Origin of the sequence: Roseivirga sp. E12 (genome assembly GCF_017592825.1) — a bacterium.
Taxonomy (GTDB): domain Bacteria; phylum Bacteroidota; class Bacteroidia; order Cytophagales; family Cyclobacteriaceae; genus Roseivirga.
This window is the reverse complement of record NZ_JAGFMD010000007.1, coordinates 200,314-215,304: the sequence shown is the minus strand read 5'-3', so window position 1 is coordinate 215,304 and position 14,991 is coordinate 200,314. Positions and strand designations below refer to the sequence as shown.

Below are 14,991 nucleotides of genomic sequence, written 5' to 3'. Positions count from 1 at the left end.
ATCCGTATGCACATGGAGTAAACCTCATATTTATTGAAAAATTCCATTCAAAGTACTTTCGAAAAAAGACAAGCTGATTTTCAAAAAGAGGCCTCCGAAGCAAAGAGCAATTACACTTCTTTATCGTGGGTGCGGGTAGCTCTGTTCGTATTCTCAGTAGTCAGTATTGTCTCCCTTGTGAACAATAAAAATGGTGAGGCTGCAGGTGCTGTTCTCATAATTGCGTTCATTATTTATCTAGTACTACTGAAAAGGCATTCTGTATTACGCTTTAAGATGAAACAGTCAAAGGCTTTGGAAGAGATTAACTCTCATGAGGTCAAAAGACTGCATAACGACTTTAATGGACTGGACGAAGGAAGAAAATACTATCAAGCCATTCACCCATATCATGAAGACCTGGACGTCTTTGGAAAACATTCTCTTTTTCAGCTCATCAACCGCACCTCAACCTTCATTGGTGAAAAGGTATTGGCCAATTGGCTGAGCAACCGAGGGTCAACCATTGACATTCTAAGTCGCCAAGAAAGTGTCAAAGAACTTACCCCAGACATCGAATTTAGACAACAATTCCAGGCTTATGGCATGGTGGGTTATGGCGCTGAAATCGATCATCAGCCCTTGCTCAATTGGCTCAGAGAAGACTCAAAAGTCAAAAACACTGCTTTTTACAAAGTGGCACTGGCCGTTTTGCCCTTAGCCACAATCGGCACCATCATTATCAGTAGCATGGGCTACTTGCAGTCTGGCGTCCCTATATTACTTGCTTTTATCAACCTTGGTGTACTTGCTGGACTGTTCAATAAAGTTCAGGACATTAGCAAAAAGACAGAGCAGGGTTATAAGTCACTTAATTCCTTGCGCTTTCATATCGACATGATCGAAAAGGCAGACTTCAAGAGCCGTCAATTGAAAGCACTGAAAGAAACCGTTGAGCATGGTAATGTCAAAGCCTCCAAAATCATCAAGGAGCTTCAGCTGGTACTAGACAACTTGCAGAACCGGTCTAACTTACTCTATATCATTTTCGATGTGCTTTTGCTATTGGATGTCTATTGGTACATCAGGGTCAATGCCTGGAAACGCGAAAATCAGGCAGACATTGAAAAGTGGTTCCAAACGATTGGAGAACTTGACGTTCTGATCAGCATTGCTGGTTTTGCTTATTCAAACCCCGATTTTTCTTACCCGACAATTAGTGAAGAGCATTTCGATATTAAAGCCGAAGGTCTTGGCCATCCATTGATCAATGCTCAGAATAGAGTAATCAATAACTTCGAGTTTCATGGCCAAGGAGGCATATGCCTTATCACTGGTTCTAACATGAGTGGAAAGAGTACCTTCCTAAGAACAGTCGGTGTAAACTGTACATTAGGTCTAATGGGTGCACCAGTTTGCGCAAAGACAATGACCGTGAGCGATCTCAGGATATTTACAAGTATGAGAAGTCAGGACGATCTCGAAGAAAATGTGTCGTCCTTCTACGCTGAATTGAAAAGATTAAAGCAACTCTTGGCTTCCATCAATGATGAAACACCTGTGCTCTTTATGATTGATGAGGTACTAAAAGGAACCAACTCTGAGGATCGTCACAAAGGGGCATTGGCATTAATCAAGCAACTGAATCTGGCATATGCTTTTGGCTTCGTATCTACTCATGATATAGAGTTAGGTAATATCACCAATGAATTAAAAGGCGTTAAGAACTATAGTTTCAACAGTGAGATTATCGGTGATGAAATCAAGTTTGATTATACTTTAACCCCGGGGATTTGCAAGAGTTTCAATGCCACTAAGCTGATGCAAAAGATGGGAATTCAAATTCCTGATTGAGTCAAATAAGGAGACTTATCGCCAGCGATAACTTTGCCATATTTAATTAACTTTGGCCTTTCATTGCCTTACCCTATGTCATTCGATCCTAACCTGAAAATTGGTGTACTCGGTGGCGGTCAGCTTGGCCGCATGATGATCCAGTCAGCCATAGATTTTAACCTAGATATTCATGTCATTGACCCAGATGCCAATGCACCCTGCAAAAACATTGCGACAAGCTTTCAAGTAGGTGCACTGACGGATTATGATGCGGTCTATAACTTCGGTAAGGACAAGGAATTGATTACTATTGAAATCGAGAACGTCAATACCAAGGCCCTTGCGCAATTGGCATCAGAAGGAAAAAAGGTGTTTCCTCAACCGCATATCATTGAATTGATTCAGAATAAGCTACATCAGAAGCAATTCTATCAAAAGCACGGAATTCCGACTTCTGAATTCATTGAAGTGAGTGGTAAGGCCGAAGTTGCAAACCACAAGGACTTCCTTCCATTTGTGAATAAACTTGCCACAGGTGGCTATGACGGCCGTGGTGTACAGATGGTCAAAGACGAAGAGGCAATGGACAGGGCATTCGAAGCGCATGGCTTCATCGAAAAACTTGTTGACTATGACAAGGAGCTTTCGGTAATCGTTGCCAGGAACGAAACTGGAGATATCACTACATTCCCAACAGTAGAAATGGTCTTTCACCCAGAGCACAATCTGGTGGAGTACCTCTTCTCTCCTGCAGAGATAGATGCTAAGGCGGAAGAAGAAGCTCAAGCATTGGCAAAAGACTTAATCCAAAAGCTCGATATGGTCGGGCTTTTAGCGATTGAAATGTTTTTGACCAAAGACGGGAAACTTCTTGTCAACGAGATCGCCCCTCGGACTCACAATAGTGGTCATCAATCCATCGAGGGGAATGTAACATCGCAATTTGAGCAGCATTTAAGAGCCATCTTGAACTGGCCTCTGGGTGATACCGATTTGGTACTTCCATCAGCTATGCTCAATGTACTGGGAGAGGCCGATTTTACAGGGGAGGCCATTTACGAAGGGATGGACGAGGTTTTGAGAACCGATGGAGTACATGTTCACCTCTATGGCAAGAAATTAACCAAACCTTTCCGCAAGATGGGCCATATTACCATTACAGACACAGATACGGATCGGTTGAAGGAAAAAGTTAACTTCGTGAAATCACAACTAAAAGTAAAAGCATGAGCCAGCCAGTTGTAGGAATTATCATGGGAAGTCAATCTGACTTACCTGTAATGCGTCAAGCAGCCAACGTTTTAGAAGAGTTAGGTGTAGAATTTGAGTTGACAATTGTCTCTGCCCATCGCACCCCAGAGCGCATGTTTGAATACGCTCAGAATGCACGAAGCAAGGGACTAAAAGCAATCATTGCTGGCGCTGGCGGAGCAGCCCACCTTCCGGGTATGGTGGCCTCACTCACGACACTACCTGTTATTGGTGTTCCCGTTAAATCGAGCAACTCTATTGATGGCTGGGACTCTGTTCTATCGATTCTGCAAATGCCGGGTGGTGTACCAGTGGCAACTGTTGCCCTAGATGGTGCTAAGAATGCCGGCATTCTAGCAGCACAGATTATTGGAAGTTTTGATGATACTATCGCTGAAAACCTTCAACAGTACAAAGCTGAGATGAGATTAAAAGTCGAAAGCAGCATACATCAAGTGGCCGAAAACGGCTGGAAGGCTTAAACAGCCTCCATCACTTAGTCATTCCGAAGTATTAGAGAACAAAGCTACCCCATCTGACCGCTTGAAGCGGTCGGACGGATAAAATCAAGTTCAGCACTCACTTCAAGTGGGCGCTAGATTGAGAACCACAAGGGTCAATACAATTCCACCAAAAGTAAATAGCCTGGACTAAATAAGTGTAAAACTACTCTTAAGGCCCACTGAAAACTCTCTGGGTAAGTCCTGAACTCCAAATATTGACCTAGAATGAAGCCCCTTCTCCCCAAGTACATTTACAAAAAGGTCAGAGGCACCATTTACTACTTTAGGTGAATCATCCCAATCGGCTGCTCCTCGATAATAGGCGTCTATATGATTCAACCCAAGGATATTTTCAAAACCAAGCTTTCGATTGATTTGCGCCACAACATTTGTCGCACACATTTGCATCGCTTTATATCCGTCCTCAGTAGTCAATTCTTCTCCGAGTTTACCTTGGTAGAAGTATTGTTCATTAAGAATTGGAAATTGGATGGCTACATAGGCAATATTACCTCTGACATTGACCGAGAGATAATTGCCCCCAGGCGTTGAAATTTCAGGCAGGGTAAGACCCAATGCTTCTAGTTTTGATTGAATATTCATGATGCGAAAACAAGACCTAGTTATTCTTTTTCTTCTTCTTTTTGAGAAGGCCTTTAAGGGCTCCCTTAACATTATCAAGAGTTTTGTTCACACTGTCTTTCTTGAGACCAAGTTTATCAGCAGCTAGGGTAGCGATAGAATCTTTCTTTGCCTGAACTAAGGTATCCACTTTAGCTTTTAGCGAGTCTTTTTGCGCTTCTACCACTTTGTTCGCAGAATCCTTAGCATCTGAGACTTTACTTTCTATTTCTTCCTTGACTTCCTCTTTCTTCTCCTCCACCTTAGCTTCAACAGTGGCGGTTACGGTTTCCTTAACGGTACCGCCATCCGCGGAAGAAACTGACTTCAAGGCAAATTCTGGTTTGCTAAAGACACCTCCCATACCAATGTTCAGGATGAGATTATCGCCCGCTAAGCTTTGGTTGCTTCCGGTTAAAGAAGAGACTAGTGAATTCAATTGCGAGCCAACTTGCCCAGCAGGCACATTCATTTTTAAGAGGTAGTCTACTGAGCCGTCAATACCCGTGCTACCAGCGATAGTAGTTTTATAGTCACCAAGGTTTACATCGAAAGGTTTAATGAACAGGCGACCATTTTTTATCTCAGCCTGCATTTTCAACTTATCTAAGGTGGCGGTGGAAACCTTCGCTAATTTGGTCACTGAACTAAGTCCAGCCATTAGGTCCGACTGGCCTAAACTAGCTTGCAGAATCTGAATCAGACCTCCTCCTGTCAGTGTCGAATAGTCCGGCATCATATCAGCACCTAACGCACCGTTAATGCTGAAGTCCGTTGAAAAGAGCCCAGTCATCTTTTCGGTGACAGGAGCGAGCTTCTGAACCATATCAATAGACTGGAATGAAGAGGGAATCGAGATTTCTTTGGCTCCAATCTTAAAGTCGAAGGTCGGTTGCTCTGGCTTGCTATTATACTCTCCTGTTAAGCCTACAGTTCCATTCATGGCCTTAAATCCAGAGTCATTTAACTTAACAATTCCGTCTTTGACCATCACTTTGCCCTTCATGTCATTCATCTCAAGGCTATTGTAAGTCACTTTGTCTACAGCAGCATTCAAGTTGAATAGCACGTTCTCGGGAATTCTAACCACTTCCATGGCTTCCGAAACGGTTTCTACTTCTTCAGCCTCCGATTCGGTCATCCATTCACTGATAATCAATTGATCCGCCTGCGCAGTAAGCGACCCTTTCAGCACTTCGTTATTTAGAGCGAAGCCCAAATAATTGGTGATCTCTCCACTGAGGGAGTAAGTTGTCGATCCGGCAGTGCCCTCGTACTCCGTAAGGCTCATCTTGTCATTTGTAAATGATGCCACCATTTTGCTTATGGTAATTGGCTGATCAATAACATCACCTTTGTAGTCAAAACCAGTTAGTGACAGGTTTCCTTTGGTCGGCATTCTAGCGTAACGTTGAGCCTCCAAATCACTCATTTTCCCTTTGCTCGAAAGGTCCGTGCTAATCTGTCCTTTGAGACTCATTCCTTCCATCGGATAAAGCTTCATTAGCTTCTCCAGATCCAGGTTACCTTCCACATTAACATCCCATTCGAAATTCTCAGGGTTTAGTAAGGTCATAGTGCCTTTAAATGGTTGTCCGTCTAGCTGCAATGCCAGATTGCTTACTTCAATTCGCGTGTCTCTAAGCCTTCCACTTTGGTTGGCCACTTGGGCTTTTATTACAAAGTCCTCAATTGGACTGGGTAAGTCAGGCGTTTTGATTCGTCCATTCGTCAAATCAACATTTAGATTCATTTGAGGAATGATGTTCTTGATACTATCATACACTCCATTCGCCTCAGCATCCAGATTTAGCGTTCCATTCAGCTCATACCCCTCCATTGGGAAATAGTTGGTGAGTTCTTCTAGAATCAACTTCCCTTTTACATTCGCATCCATGCGATAGTCCTTAAGGTTTTCTACTACCAATTTGGCATCAAGCGGGTTGGAACCCATTTCTAAGTGAAGTTGACTAAGATCTATTCGCGTGTCCTCAATCACACCTGTGGCATTTTCAACGGAAAGGCTCATTTGTACATTCTTGATGGCATCAGGAAGGTCGGGGTACTGGAACATCCCATCGTTTACTTTCAGGTTTAAGCCGAAAGCTGGCATACTGTTTTCATTGTATTCACCAGTAACGTTACCCGAAAAACTCAGCGTGCCATCTGACTTTAAATCATTGAAAGACTCGGTATAAACCCCAGGAACCAGAGAGAGTAACTGCTTAAATTCAGAGCGCGGAGCACTGAATTTCAAGTCCATACCAAAGCCATCTTCTAACAATGCGAAGAAGCCATCAACCCTCAATGGAAATGAATTGATGCTAATCTCGTTTTCCTTGAATGTGTATTTCGAATTAGGAAGATCCATAGAAAGTATCACATCCATATCTACCGTTTTATCTGTGACATAGTCGGTACCTGCATAATTCATGTCGACCAAATCCAGTTGTCCTTTGGTGATTAGGTCGAAAATATCGGCTTCGAAATCGCCAGAGCCATCGATATTGATGTTGGCCATTTGCATGAAGTATTCAATTCCTTGATCGTAGTATACAAAGTCTCCGTCTTCTATGCTGAATGATTGTATACCAAAACTTACAGCGGCAGATTCCTCTGTAGACTCAACAGGAGTTGCCTCAGATGCTTTGGCAATGTCATAGTTTGCGGAACCATCGGCCAAACTGATAATAGTGATGTTTGGCTGAGTCAGACTTATGGACTTAAGACTAATTGTCTCACCGAAAAGAACCTCGTTTAAATCGACCGATGCACTGAGGTTTTTAACACTCATCAGTGTGTCACCTTCAAATAGACCTTTCCCAGTAATTCCCATATCGGAAAGCCCTAAAGTGAAATCCGGAAAGTTCTTGATTAGGTTTAAACTGAAGTCACCGAAATAGAGCTCCGCCTCAGTACTTTTCTCAAATTCACTGATTACTAATTCTTTGATCTTGTCTTTGAATAAAACAGGTATTAAGAGGATTGCGATGATCAAAACACCCAGAAATGCCAACAATATCTTTCCAACTTTCTTCATGCCAAACGTGCGTTAATTCAAAAACGAAGTTAGCCAATAATAAAGTGTGAGACAGTTAAAGAATGGATTCTTCAACAAGAATTAACATTAAAGGTCCTTTTTGATGGCCCTGATTTTCTTGGGGCCCCACCAGAGCCAAATGCCGGTAATAATCAAAAATAGAAGACCAATCCCCAGGAAGTTCATAGATATCAACTTGAAGAAATCGGAAATAATAGAGCCGTCATGAAGGCTTTCGATCCAATCGGAATGTCTCTTGGCCACCGAAAGTACAGCTAGGTTAGTAGCGTCAACCTGAACTTCCCACGACCCTGTATCAAAAATCACTTTGGCAATGCCCTTGGTCGGTCGATACTCAATTCGATCAATATTGCTCGCACTAAGACCTAATGAGTCAACTGCCGTTGCTGCAACATTAGCCAGGGACTCAACTGGTTGGTATTGTGCATAATCGAGTTGTTCGCCCTTTTGTGTTGGGGGCTGCAGCAAATCGATATTCTTTTTCCACCCTAACAGAACACCTGTTATGGCACTAATAATCAATAATATGGAAATAGAGAGCCCAAGATAGCGGTGGATCTTTCTGTAACCTCTGACGGACTTCGCGACTGACCTTGTACTCATTCTGAATTATAAGGGCGCAATAAGTGTAAAATTGGATTTTCTCGCAAGCATAAACTATATGTTATCTCAATGTTACGCTAATCGTTTTAAATTCATAACCATCAGTTATAAACATGCACTATCTACATGTTTTTTGCTTTATGTTAACTTAATGTTAATTTAGAATTATCTGAACTTTACACAAAGAGCGCTAATCGCTCATTAAAGAAGATTGATGAAAGGCACAAAGTTCATTTCCCTCCTACTTCTTATCAGCATATCAAGTGTATGTCTGGGACAATCGAATGTGCAATCTTCTTTAACATTAAGTTCTTCTGAGCATCCCATAAGTCAATTCATTATTGATGAGAAGCTTTTACCAGAAGACGCTGAAAACTTGATTTTCACCGAAGAGTTTGACCGTATTATTGAGCAGTTGGAGCGGATTCAAACGCGCAAAAAGAGCAACGTAGCGTTTATAAGATCCATTTTTTATAGAGTCCATAAGAACATTCTAGTAGACTATAAACAAATGGCCACTATGAATGAAACATTAAAGACTGGCCAGTTCGGTTGCCTAACAGGTACAGCCCTCTATGCGCTTATTCTAGAGCACTTTGGCTTTGAATATGAGATCATTGAATTAACAAACCATGTATATGTTCAGGTGGAGGTTGACGGAAGGTTAATGGTCATGGAATCGACTCTTCCAGAGGAAGGGTTAATTAACGTAGGTAAAGAAATAATGCCTAACTCGGAACAAGAAGGGCTTGATCCACGTAATATAAGAGCACTCACTACAGTAGGCGGAGGAAGTGATGAATGGGATTTAGTGCAAGGTTTCAATAAGATAACCTTAAAAGAGCTATCAGGGCTGCAATATTTTAACGAGTCAGTCAAGCTTTACAAAGAAGAAAGATTTACCGAAGCGATGGAAATGATTAATGTGGCCTATGACCGCTATCCATCCAAAAGAAATGAAAAACTTATGCAATTAGTCATAAACAAAATATTGAAATACGATTTGATAAAGGAAGAGGTTAAGAACAAGTACTTAACCCAATATGTGAAGTTGGTGAAGCGTCAAAAACTCAGTCAAACGAAATAGTCTACTCCAACTCTATTATCTGAAATTCTACCCTTCTGTTAAATGCTCGGCCTGCCCGAGTTCTATTTGAAGCTATCGGTGATTTTTCTCCCACCCATTTTATTCGAAGCCGTTTCGGGTCGATCCCCAAAGTAGTTACGCCTTTTTTGACCGCCTCTACCCTCCTTTTAGAAAGATTGATGTTATACTGATCTGTACCATAAGAGTCTGTATGCCCAACCAATTCTACAATAGCATTCGGATAGTCATTCATGAATTCGACAAGTGTACGAATCTCAGTCCATGATTCTTTCTTCAGCACCGCCAGGTCAAAATCAAAGAAGACATTTCGAATAATGAAGTATTGCTTTGGTGCTGCCCTGATAATCTGAGGTTGTGCATCCAAAGTTGGGGCTTGAATATCACTCAGTATGGCATTAGGACTTAGTTCTGGCAAGCCTAGCTCTCTACGTTGCGCATTCAACACTTCAAAAGTATCTCTCTTAAGTTCTGGAAGCGCCAATGTAATAGCTACTGCTCTCACAACATCTTCTGGCACCTCAATAGGTTGGCCCGCTTCTAACTGGGTACTATCCAAATCAAGCCTGTCGAGATTCACGGCATAGATATTAAGGTCAGAAACGTCCAGAAGGTCAATTGTCGATCCTACAGGGATAAAACCAGGAATTACTGCTTTATAGCTGTATATCTCATCGGCTGGTAATTCTATACAGTAATTACCTCCTAAATCAGTTCGTACACGTCCTACTTCAACGCCATCTCTTAAACGTGAGAATACCACCTCAGAATCTAATGGCTCTCTTGTCTCCGGGTCTACTATCTTACCACAAAGGGTGACCAATCTAAGCTGTCTGGTAACAAGTGGTAGTGTTAGCGAATGAATATCAAGGTCATTTCCTTCAACCTCTCTACAGAAGTATCCGAAAGAACCGTCCTTCGGTAAGAAAAGAAACATATCATCTTCTTCCGAATTGATCACTGGCCCAAGGTTTTCTGGTTCGGTCCAGCTCTGCCAAGAATTGTCAAGTCTTCTTGTCATAAAAAGGTCTTTCCGGCCATAACCGCTGTGTCCGTTGGATGAGAAAATCAATGTCTTTTTATCGGGCATCAAGAAAGGTCCTTCTTCTTCACCTGCCGTATTTAAGGTCTCGCCCATATGGATGGGTTCTGTCCAGAGCCCATCGCGCTGTAAGAAACTCACATAGAGATCTCGAAGGCCTTCCGTTCCACGACCTTCTTCCGAGATAATCAGCACCTCACTGTCAGTAGTCAACCAGAAGTTTACATTTTCATGAACGTTAAGGTCATTATAGATCCTCATGTTTTGAGGGTAAGTCCAGGTGGTTTTGTTAAGCCTTCGACTTTTGGAAATCCCATAGTTCATCCTTCCAGACAAATACTCATTTCCCAATACTATATATTCTTCATCCTCCTGAAGAAAGCCACTAATGAAGTTTGGATCGAGGTTATTAAGAGGCTCTCCAATATTCAGCCCAAGACTCCAATCTTGGGTAATATTGTCGAAATCTGAGTACCAAATGTCTTCCAAGTCATCGAGTCCACCTACATTATCTTGGTGCCCTCTTCGGCTGTAGTAAAGGGTCTTCCCATCCTTAGTCAACAGTGGTTTGATTTCACGTTTATCGCTATTGATTAAGTCATTCAGTCGGTATACCTGAAGCTTCGTGTTAATGTCAGGCATTAAATTAATTCTAGCTTCTATCGGTTCTTTATCATTTGAAACACCAATACAGTCAATATCAGAGAAACCATCGATAGCAGAGCCCTCCATAACCAGCTTAACTGATTTGACATTGTAAGTGGTCTTTTCAAAGAAAATTCTGAATAGCCTAAACTGTTCTCTTACAGGGCCGGGTTGCTGCTCAAAAACTAAGTACTCTTTCCCGTCTGGGTCGTAAACATATACTTTGGAAATGGACCCTGGATTGTAAGTTTCCCCAATGGCTATTTGCTCGATTGGCATCGGCAAATCGAATTCTACTTTTATGTACTCAGTTGTGTTGGGTTTGTAAGGTCTCCAAGCATTCGGATTATCTCCCCCGCTTGGTAGTATATTAGGTTTATCTAAGGCTTGTCTGGCGGAATGACCGAGTTCCGTAAACTCAGAAGAGACCTCTGCAACCCTTGTAGCCCACTGCACAGTAGTCTGCGCTGATGCTCCTAAGGTTAAAAAGAATAAGAAAATTAGTGTAAAATATTGCCTCATAGATGAAGCGTTCAGCTAAACGCAATTCAATAATAATTAAAAATCCGCATTTCAGGTATCTCTAAGTAACGATTGAGGCAAAATCGGGTTAATCGTACGATTTAGGGTTAAATATAAGATAACCAAATGACAACATCAGTCCAAACTGCACATTGTTATTCTCAATATAATTCAATCTGAAGGTCAAAGGTCCCAGAGGAGTCTTATATATCAAAGCCGCCATTCCCTGAAAAGTGGGCGATTTAAACCCATTTTCAACAATCGCCTCTTGGTTCAGGTTAGTCCTAATACGCTTAAAGGGGCTATAAGCGTAAAGCTCAAATCTGAAATCCAGATTCTTTCTAATATTCAGAATGTGCTTCATGCCTACCGACAGATAGCCCGGAGCGATAAAGTCTTCCAAAAAGTACGTTTGCGCATCAAAAAGAGGCCCAAATGACGGGAGATAAAGTAAAGTGCTCCTATAATTGTCCAATGGATCAATGTTCGAATACTCACCCTGAAACATCCACCCAAAAGTGTAGCGTTCTGACACTTGTGAATACTCATCAAACCCAAGTCTGAATGAAAACCAATTTCTATTGCTTGATAACAGTTGTGCGTTGATAGGGTTAAAAAGTACTGAAGTCGTCCCGGGTTTGTAATCTGATGAGCCGCTAAAGTATTTGAAAGAAGAGTAGAAGCGAGTACCTATAGTCGGAAACTGCTTTTTGTTCAAGCTATTCCTTTCGTAGGCCAATTCAGCCTTAAAAGCAGTTAGCTCTAGCTCATCTAAAAAGTCAGTCGAAGACAACTCTACCTGATTTGCAAACTCATCAGAGTTTCTAATTCCATTGACACTCACTGTCACAACACTTCTCTGACCTAGGCCAAGTCCCGCTGTCACTCCAATCTTTCGGTCGATCCGGTTAATGATCACAGGCTCCGCAGACCGATCGAACACGTCATCAGTACTGAGATAATCCCAATGGTTGAAGGTGAACGCAGGCTCAATAAAAAATCGATTCTTTGGATTGATATTGAATCTGGTTGCCAGATTGACTCCTTCGTAAAAACGACCTGTCGAAAGCCTCGCTTTATAGGTGTTGAGCTTTTTCCGAAATGAATTGAGCGTCATCCCCAACTGCAAGGTACTAACTCTCCTTGTGGAGAGGTTTCCTCCAAAATCCACGGAAAGTGCATTCTTTGCAGTCGGCTTTAGGTAAAGCTCTAAAACATAATATCCTGCCTCTTTATCATAGTTAAAGTTGGGGTATATGTTTTTAAAATATGGCTCGGAAACTAGTTGAAAATAAGCCCCCTTGATCTCCTCCAAAGACTTCGTCCCCTCATTAAAGTCGATCAGCTTCCTCATAAAACCTTGCTGTTGCGAATCAAAACCAAACAGGTCAAGCGCACCGAAAGTATAGCCTTGAAAACGTTCTCGAAAGGCAGCTCTTTTATCCGTAAGAGATGAGCCCGTATTTGTTGAAAGCCTTGTTTTTAGATTTGAAATCTGCTCTTGTGCTGCCTTATATCCTGCATCAATAAATATGTCAGCCTTATCAAAATCAGTTGCATTAAACTGAAACACTTCTGGTTCAATATAAATATCACCTTCGCCTAATGTCGTTGAGTCCGTTTTGTCGAGAAACATATACAGTAAGACGTCACTAATTAGTTCTTCATCTTTTTCGAAGGGGTAAGAAGGACTTTTTTTGGTGGCCACATTGGAACCGATGATAAGGTCAGGCGAAAAATCATCTCTCATTATATCCACCGGAAAATTGTCGTAAATACCTCCATCGAAGAGGTACTGGTTTTGATACTTTACAGGCCGATAGAATAACGGAACCGCCATTGACGATCGCACTGCCTGCATGATAGAACCAGAGTCTATGGCGATCGTTTTTTGTGTAAATACGTCTGCGGCCACTGAGCGATATGGAATCAACAACTTGTCAAAATCAAAACCGGCACTTTGAGCAGCTTGTGTCAAATATTCGTTGAGTACAAAGTTCAGAATGATATCATTGGCCAGAGGTGTGTTGATTGTTGGTCCCTTGTTGGCATTTAGAAGAAGGTCCAGCGACAGCCAAGAAGCGTTGTCCTCCGCCTTGGTATAATTGTATTGATACTTTTCAGTGGATGTTCCATTGATCCAATCTTGGAAGGAAGGGTTCCGCACAAGTAATTCAATCTCTTCGGGGCTATAGCCTGCAGCATAAAAAGCACCAACAACCGCTCCCATAGAGGTCCCAACTATATAGTCAATCGGTATGTCATTCTCCTCCAGGGCCTTAAGTACACCGATATGTGCTATCCCTTTGGCCCCTCCTCCACTCAAAACCAAACCCACGCGCTGTCCGAAGGAGCTTAGGCTAAAGGTGACTAGGAAAAAGATAGTTAGAAATCTCATCCGGTTGAATAAACGAAAAAAAAGCAGGACGAATACCCTGCTTCAAAATATGTTTTCTTTAAGGTTACTCGTTGCTTGCCGAAATGGTTTTATCAGCCCAAGTATTTGGAATATCATCTAACCTTTTGTTGGTCAATTCCATGGCAACTTCAAATTGAAGCAATTGGTCTGCGCTCAAAGGCTTTTCGGCAGGCAACTTTTCTTTTAGGAAGTCAACTTGTCTTCCATTCTTCCAAAACCTGAAGCAGAGGTGAGGTCCCGTTGTATATCCTGTATTACCAACATAACCAATGATGTCTCCTTTTCTTACCCGCTGACCATTCTTGAATTTACCAAACTTACTCATGTGGAGATAGCCAGTGGTATAGGTACCGTTATGCTTAATCTTAACATAGTTTCCGTTTGGCTTAGTGAAGCCTCTTGCTACAATAACACCATCACTAGCTGCCTTAATAGGCGTCCCTATTCCTGCCGCAAAATCGGTACCCAAGTGTGCCTGTCTACGGCCATACATCTTAAGGTACCTGCTTGGGTTGTACCTAGATGAGATTCTAGAGAACTCTACCGGCCACCTTAAAAATGCCTTCTGAACGCTTTCTCCATTCTCATCGAAAAACTCTATTCCATTACCTTCATCATAACCATAAGTCATGTAGGAGTTTTTCAAATGGTTAAACTCAGCACCAATGATATTACCTATTCCAACAGACTGCCCGTTAACCATTCTGTCCTCATAAATCAGTTTGAACCAATCTCCTTTGCGTAGCATTTTCATTTCGATTTGCCATCCATAGACATCTGCCATCGCACTTACCAACGCTGCCGAACCTCCCTCTGATCTAATCGAATGATCGAGGGTTTCGGTTATTACACCAGCCATGGTACGTTCAATAATTTCCACTTTGCGTTCTTCGCGGAAAACTCCCAAAGAGTCTGTTAACTGATAAACGATATACTCTATATCATTTGGCTCATAGATGAAATAGGCCGCCTTCTTCCTATCCAATGAGTCAGTATTATAGAAAATGCTATACTTTCTTTTAGGCACAAAGCCCCTTACACTAAACACCTGCTTGGAAATTTTATCCATAGTGAAGATGTCTTGTCGGCTAACATTGTAGGGAAGCAAAATATCTGCAAATGTCTGATTACGCTTTATTCTGCCCTCTTGGATGTCAAACAGCTCAACCGGAATACCAAACTTGAAAAGTGGTTCTTCCATATAAACTTCATCGGCCAGTTCTTCTGGGAAAACCTCACCTTCATCAATGACAAGCGAAGGCCTAGATATGAAATAGATAGTAACAATGATTGCTACCAGACATGCCGCGACAAGAGCGGATAAGCGTTTGTTCATGAACTAATTTTTGCCTTTAAACGCTAAAATAACACATTTTAGGTGTAATTGGTTGAAAAAATTTGCTG

10 protein-coding genes are annotated in these 14,991 nt (G+C 41.9%); 4 read left to right on the top strand and 6 right to left on the bottom strand.

All coding sequences use genetic code 11. The features are described 5' to 3' along the window. Window positions 1–33 precede the first annotated feature (33 nt). From J4E76_RS15870 to purE, 3 genes are all read left to right on the top strand, one after another. Window positions 34–1,833 (top strand): DNA mismatch repair protein MutS, encoded by a 1,800-nt coding sequence (locus tag J4E76_RS15870; RefSeq protein WP_208505768.1) that lies wholly within the window; start codon window positions 34–36, stop codon window positions 1,831–1,833. A 75-nt stretch (window positions 1,834–1,908) separates the two neighbouring features. Further along, entirely contained in the window at window positions 1,909–3,045 is a 1,137-nt protein-coding gene (locus tag J4E76_RS15865; RefSeq protein ID WP_208505821.1) for a 5-(carboxyamino)imidazole ribonucleotide synthase, read from the top strand. Beyond that, window positions 3,042–3,548: a 5-(carboxyamino)imidazole ribonucleotide mutase gene (gene purE, locus J4E76_RS15860; protein ID WP_208505767.1), complete on the top strand. Its 507-nt coding sequence runs from the start codon at window positions 3,042–3,044 to the stop codon at window positions 3,546–3,548. Before J4E76_RS15865 ends, purE begins: the two co-directional genes overlap by 4 nt. 168 nt (window positions 3,549–3,716) lie before the next feature. Here the strand turns inward: purE and J4E76_RS15855 are convergent, their stop codons facing one another. The 3 genes from J4E76_RS15855 to J4E76_RS15845 form a co-directional block, all read right to left on the bottom strand. Further along, window positions 3,717–4,172, bottom strand: a complete 456-nt coding sequence (locus J4E76_RS15855; protein ID WP_208505766.1) for a RidA family protein — start codon at window positions 4,170–4,172, stop codon at window positions 3,717–3,719. A 16-nt stretch (window positions 4,173–4,188) separates the two neighbouring features. Next, window positions 4,189–7,230 (bottom strand): AsmA-like C-terminal region-containing protein, encoded by a 3,042-nt coding sequence (locus J4E76_RS15850; RefSeq protein WP_208505765.1) that lies wholly within the window; start codon window positions 7,228–7,230, stop codon window positions 4,189–4,191. 87 nt (window positions 7,231–7,317) lie between these two features. Then, window positions 7,318–7,854: a PepSY-associated TM helix domain-containing protein gene (locus J4E76_RS15845; protein WP_208505764.1), complete on the bottom strand. Its 537-nt coding sequence runs from the start codon at window positions 7,852–7,854 to the stop codon at window positions 7,318–7,320. A gap of 214 nt (window positions 7,855–8,068) precedes the next feature. On the opposite strand from J4E76_RS15845, the gene J4E76_RS15840 reads away from it, so the two are divergent. Continuing rightward, window positions 8,069–8,941 (top strand): hypothetical protein, encoded by an 873-nt coding sequence (locus J4E76_RS15840; protein ID WP_208505763.1) that lies wholly within the window; start codon window positions 8,069–8,071, stop codon window positions 8,939–8,941. 1 nt (window position 8,942) lies between these two features. Here the strand turns inward: J4E76_RS15840 and J4E76_RS15835 are convergent, their stop codons facing one another. The 3 genes from J4E76_RS15835 to J4E76_RS15825 all read right to left on the bottom strand — a co-directional run bounded on the left by J4E76_RS15835 (window position 8,943) and on the right by J4E76_RS15825 (window position 14,923). Beyond that, a complete protein-coding gene (locus J4E76_RS15835) occupies window positions 8,943–11,168 on the bottom strand; it encodes an OmpA family protein (RefSeq protein ID WP_208505762.1) in 2,226 nt (741 codons plus the stop codon). Window positions 11,169–11,256: 88 nt separating this feature from the next. After that, window positions 11,257–13,566: a patatin-like phospholipase family protein gene (locus J4E76_RS15830; RefSeq protein ID WP_208505761.1), complete on the bottom strand. Its 2,310-nt coding sequence runs from the start codon at window positions 13,564–13,566 to the stop codon at window positions 11,257–11,259. A 64-nt stretch (window positions 13,567–13,630) separates the two neighbouring features. Continuing rightward, a complete protein-coding gene (locus J4E76_RS15825) occupies window positions 13,631–14,923 on the bottom strand; it encodes a peptidoglycan DD-metalloendopeptidase family protein (protein ID WP_208505760.1) in 1,293 nt (430 codons plus the stop codon). Window positions 14,924–14,991 lie beyond the last annotated feature (68 nt).

Coding starts and splice junctions, on each gene's coding strand:
- J4E76_RS15830 (WP_208505761.1), bottom strand. CDS start 13,566: ATGAGATTTCTAACTATCTTTTTCCTAGTCACCTTTAGCCTAAGCTCC.
- J4E76_RS15835 (WP_208505762.1), bottom strand. CDS start 11,168: ATGAGGCAATATTTTACACTAATTTTCTTATTCTTTTTAACCTTAGGA.
- J4E76_RS15840 (WP_208505763.1), top strand. CDS start 8,069: ATGAAAGGCACAAAGTTCATTTCCCTCCTACTTCTTATCAGCATATCA.
- J4E76_RS15855 (WP_208505766.1), bottom strand. CDS start 4,172: ATGAATATTCAATCAAAACTAGAAGCATTGGGTCTTACCCTGCCTGAA.
- J4E76_RS15845 (WP_208505764.1), bottom strand. CDS start 7,854: ATGAGTACAAGGTCAGTCGCGAAGTCCGTCAGAGGTTACAGAAAGATC.
- J4E76_RS15865 (WP_208505821.1), top strand. CDS start 1,909: ATGTCATTCGATCCTAACCTGAAAATTGGTGTACTCGGTGGCGGTCAG.
- J4E76_RS15850 (WP_208505765.1), bottom strand. CDS start 7,230: ATGAAGAAAGTTGGAAAGATATTGTTGGCATTTCTGGGTGTTTTGATC.
- J4E76_RS15825 (WP_208505760.1), bottom strand. CDS start 14,923: ATGAACAAACGCTTATCCGCTCTTGTCGCGGCATGTCTGGTAGCAATC.
- purE (WP_208505767.1), top strand. CDS start 3,042: ATGAGCCAGCCAGTTGTAGGAATTATCATGGGAAGTCAATCTGACTTA.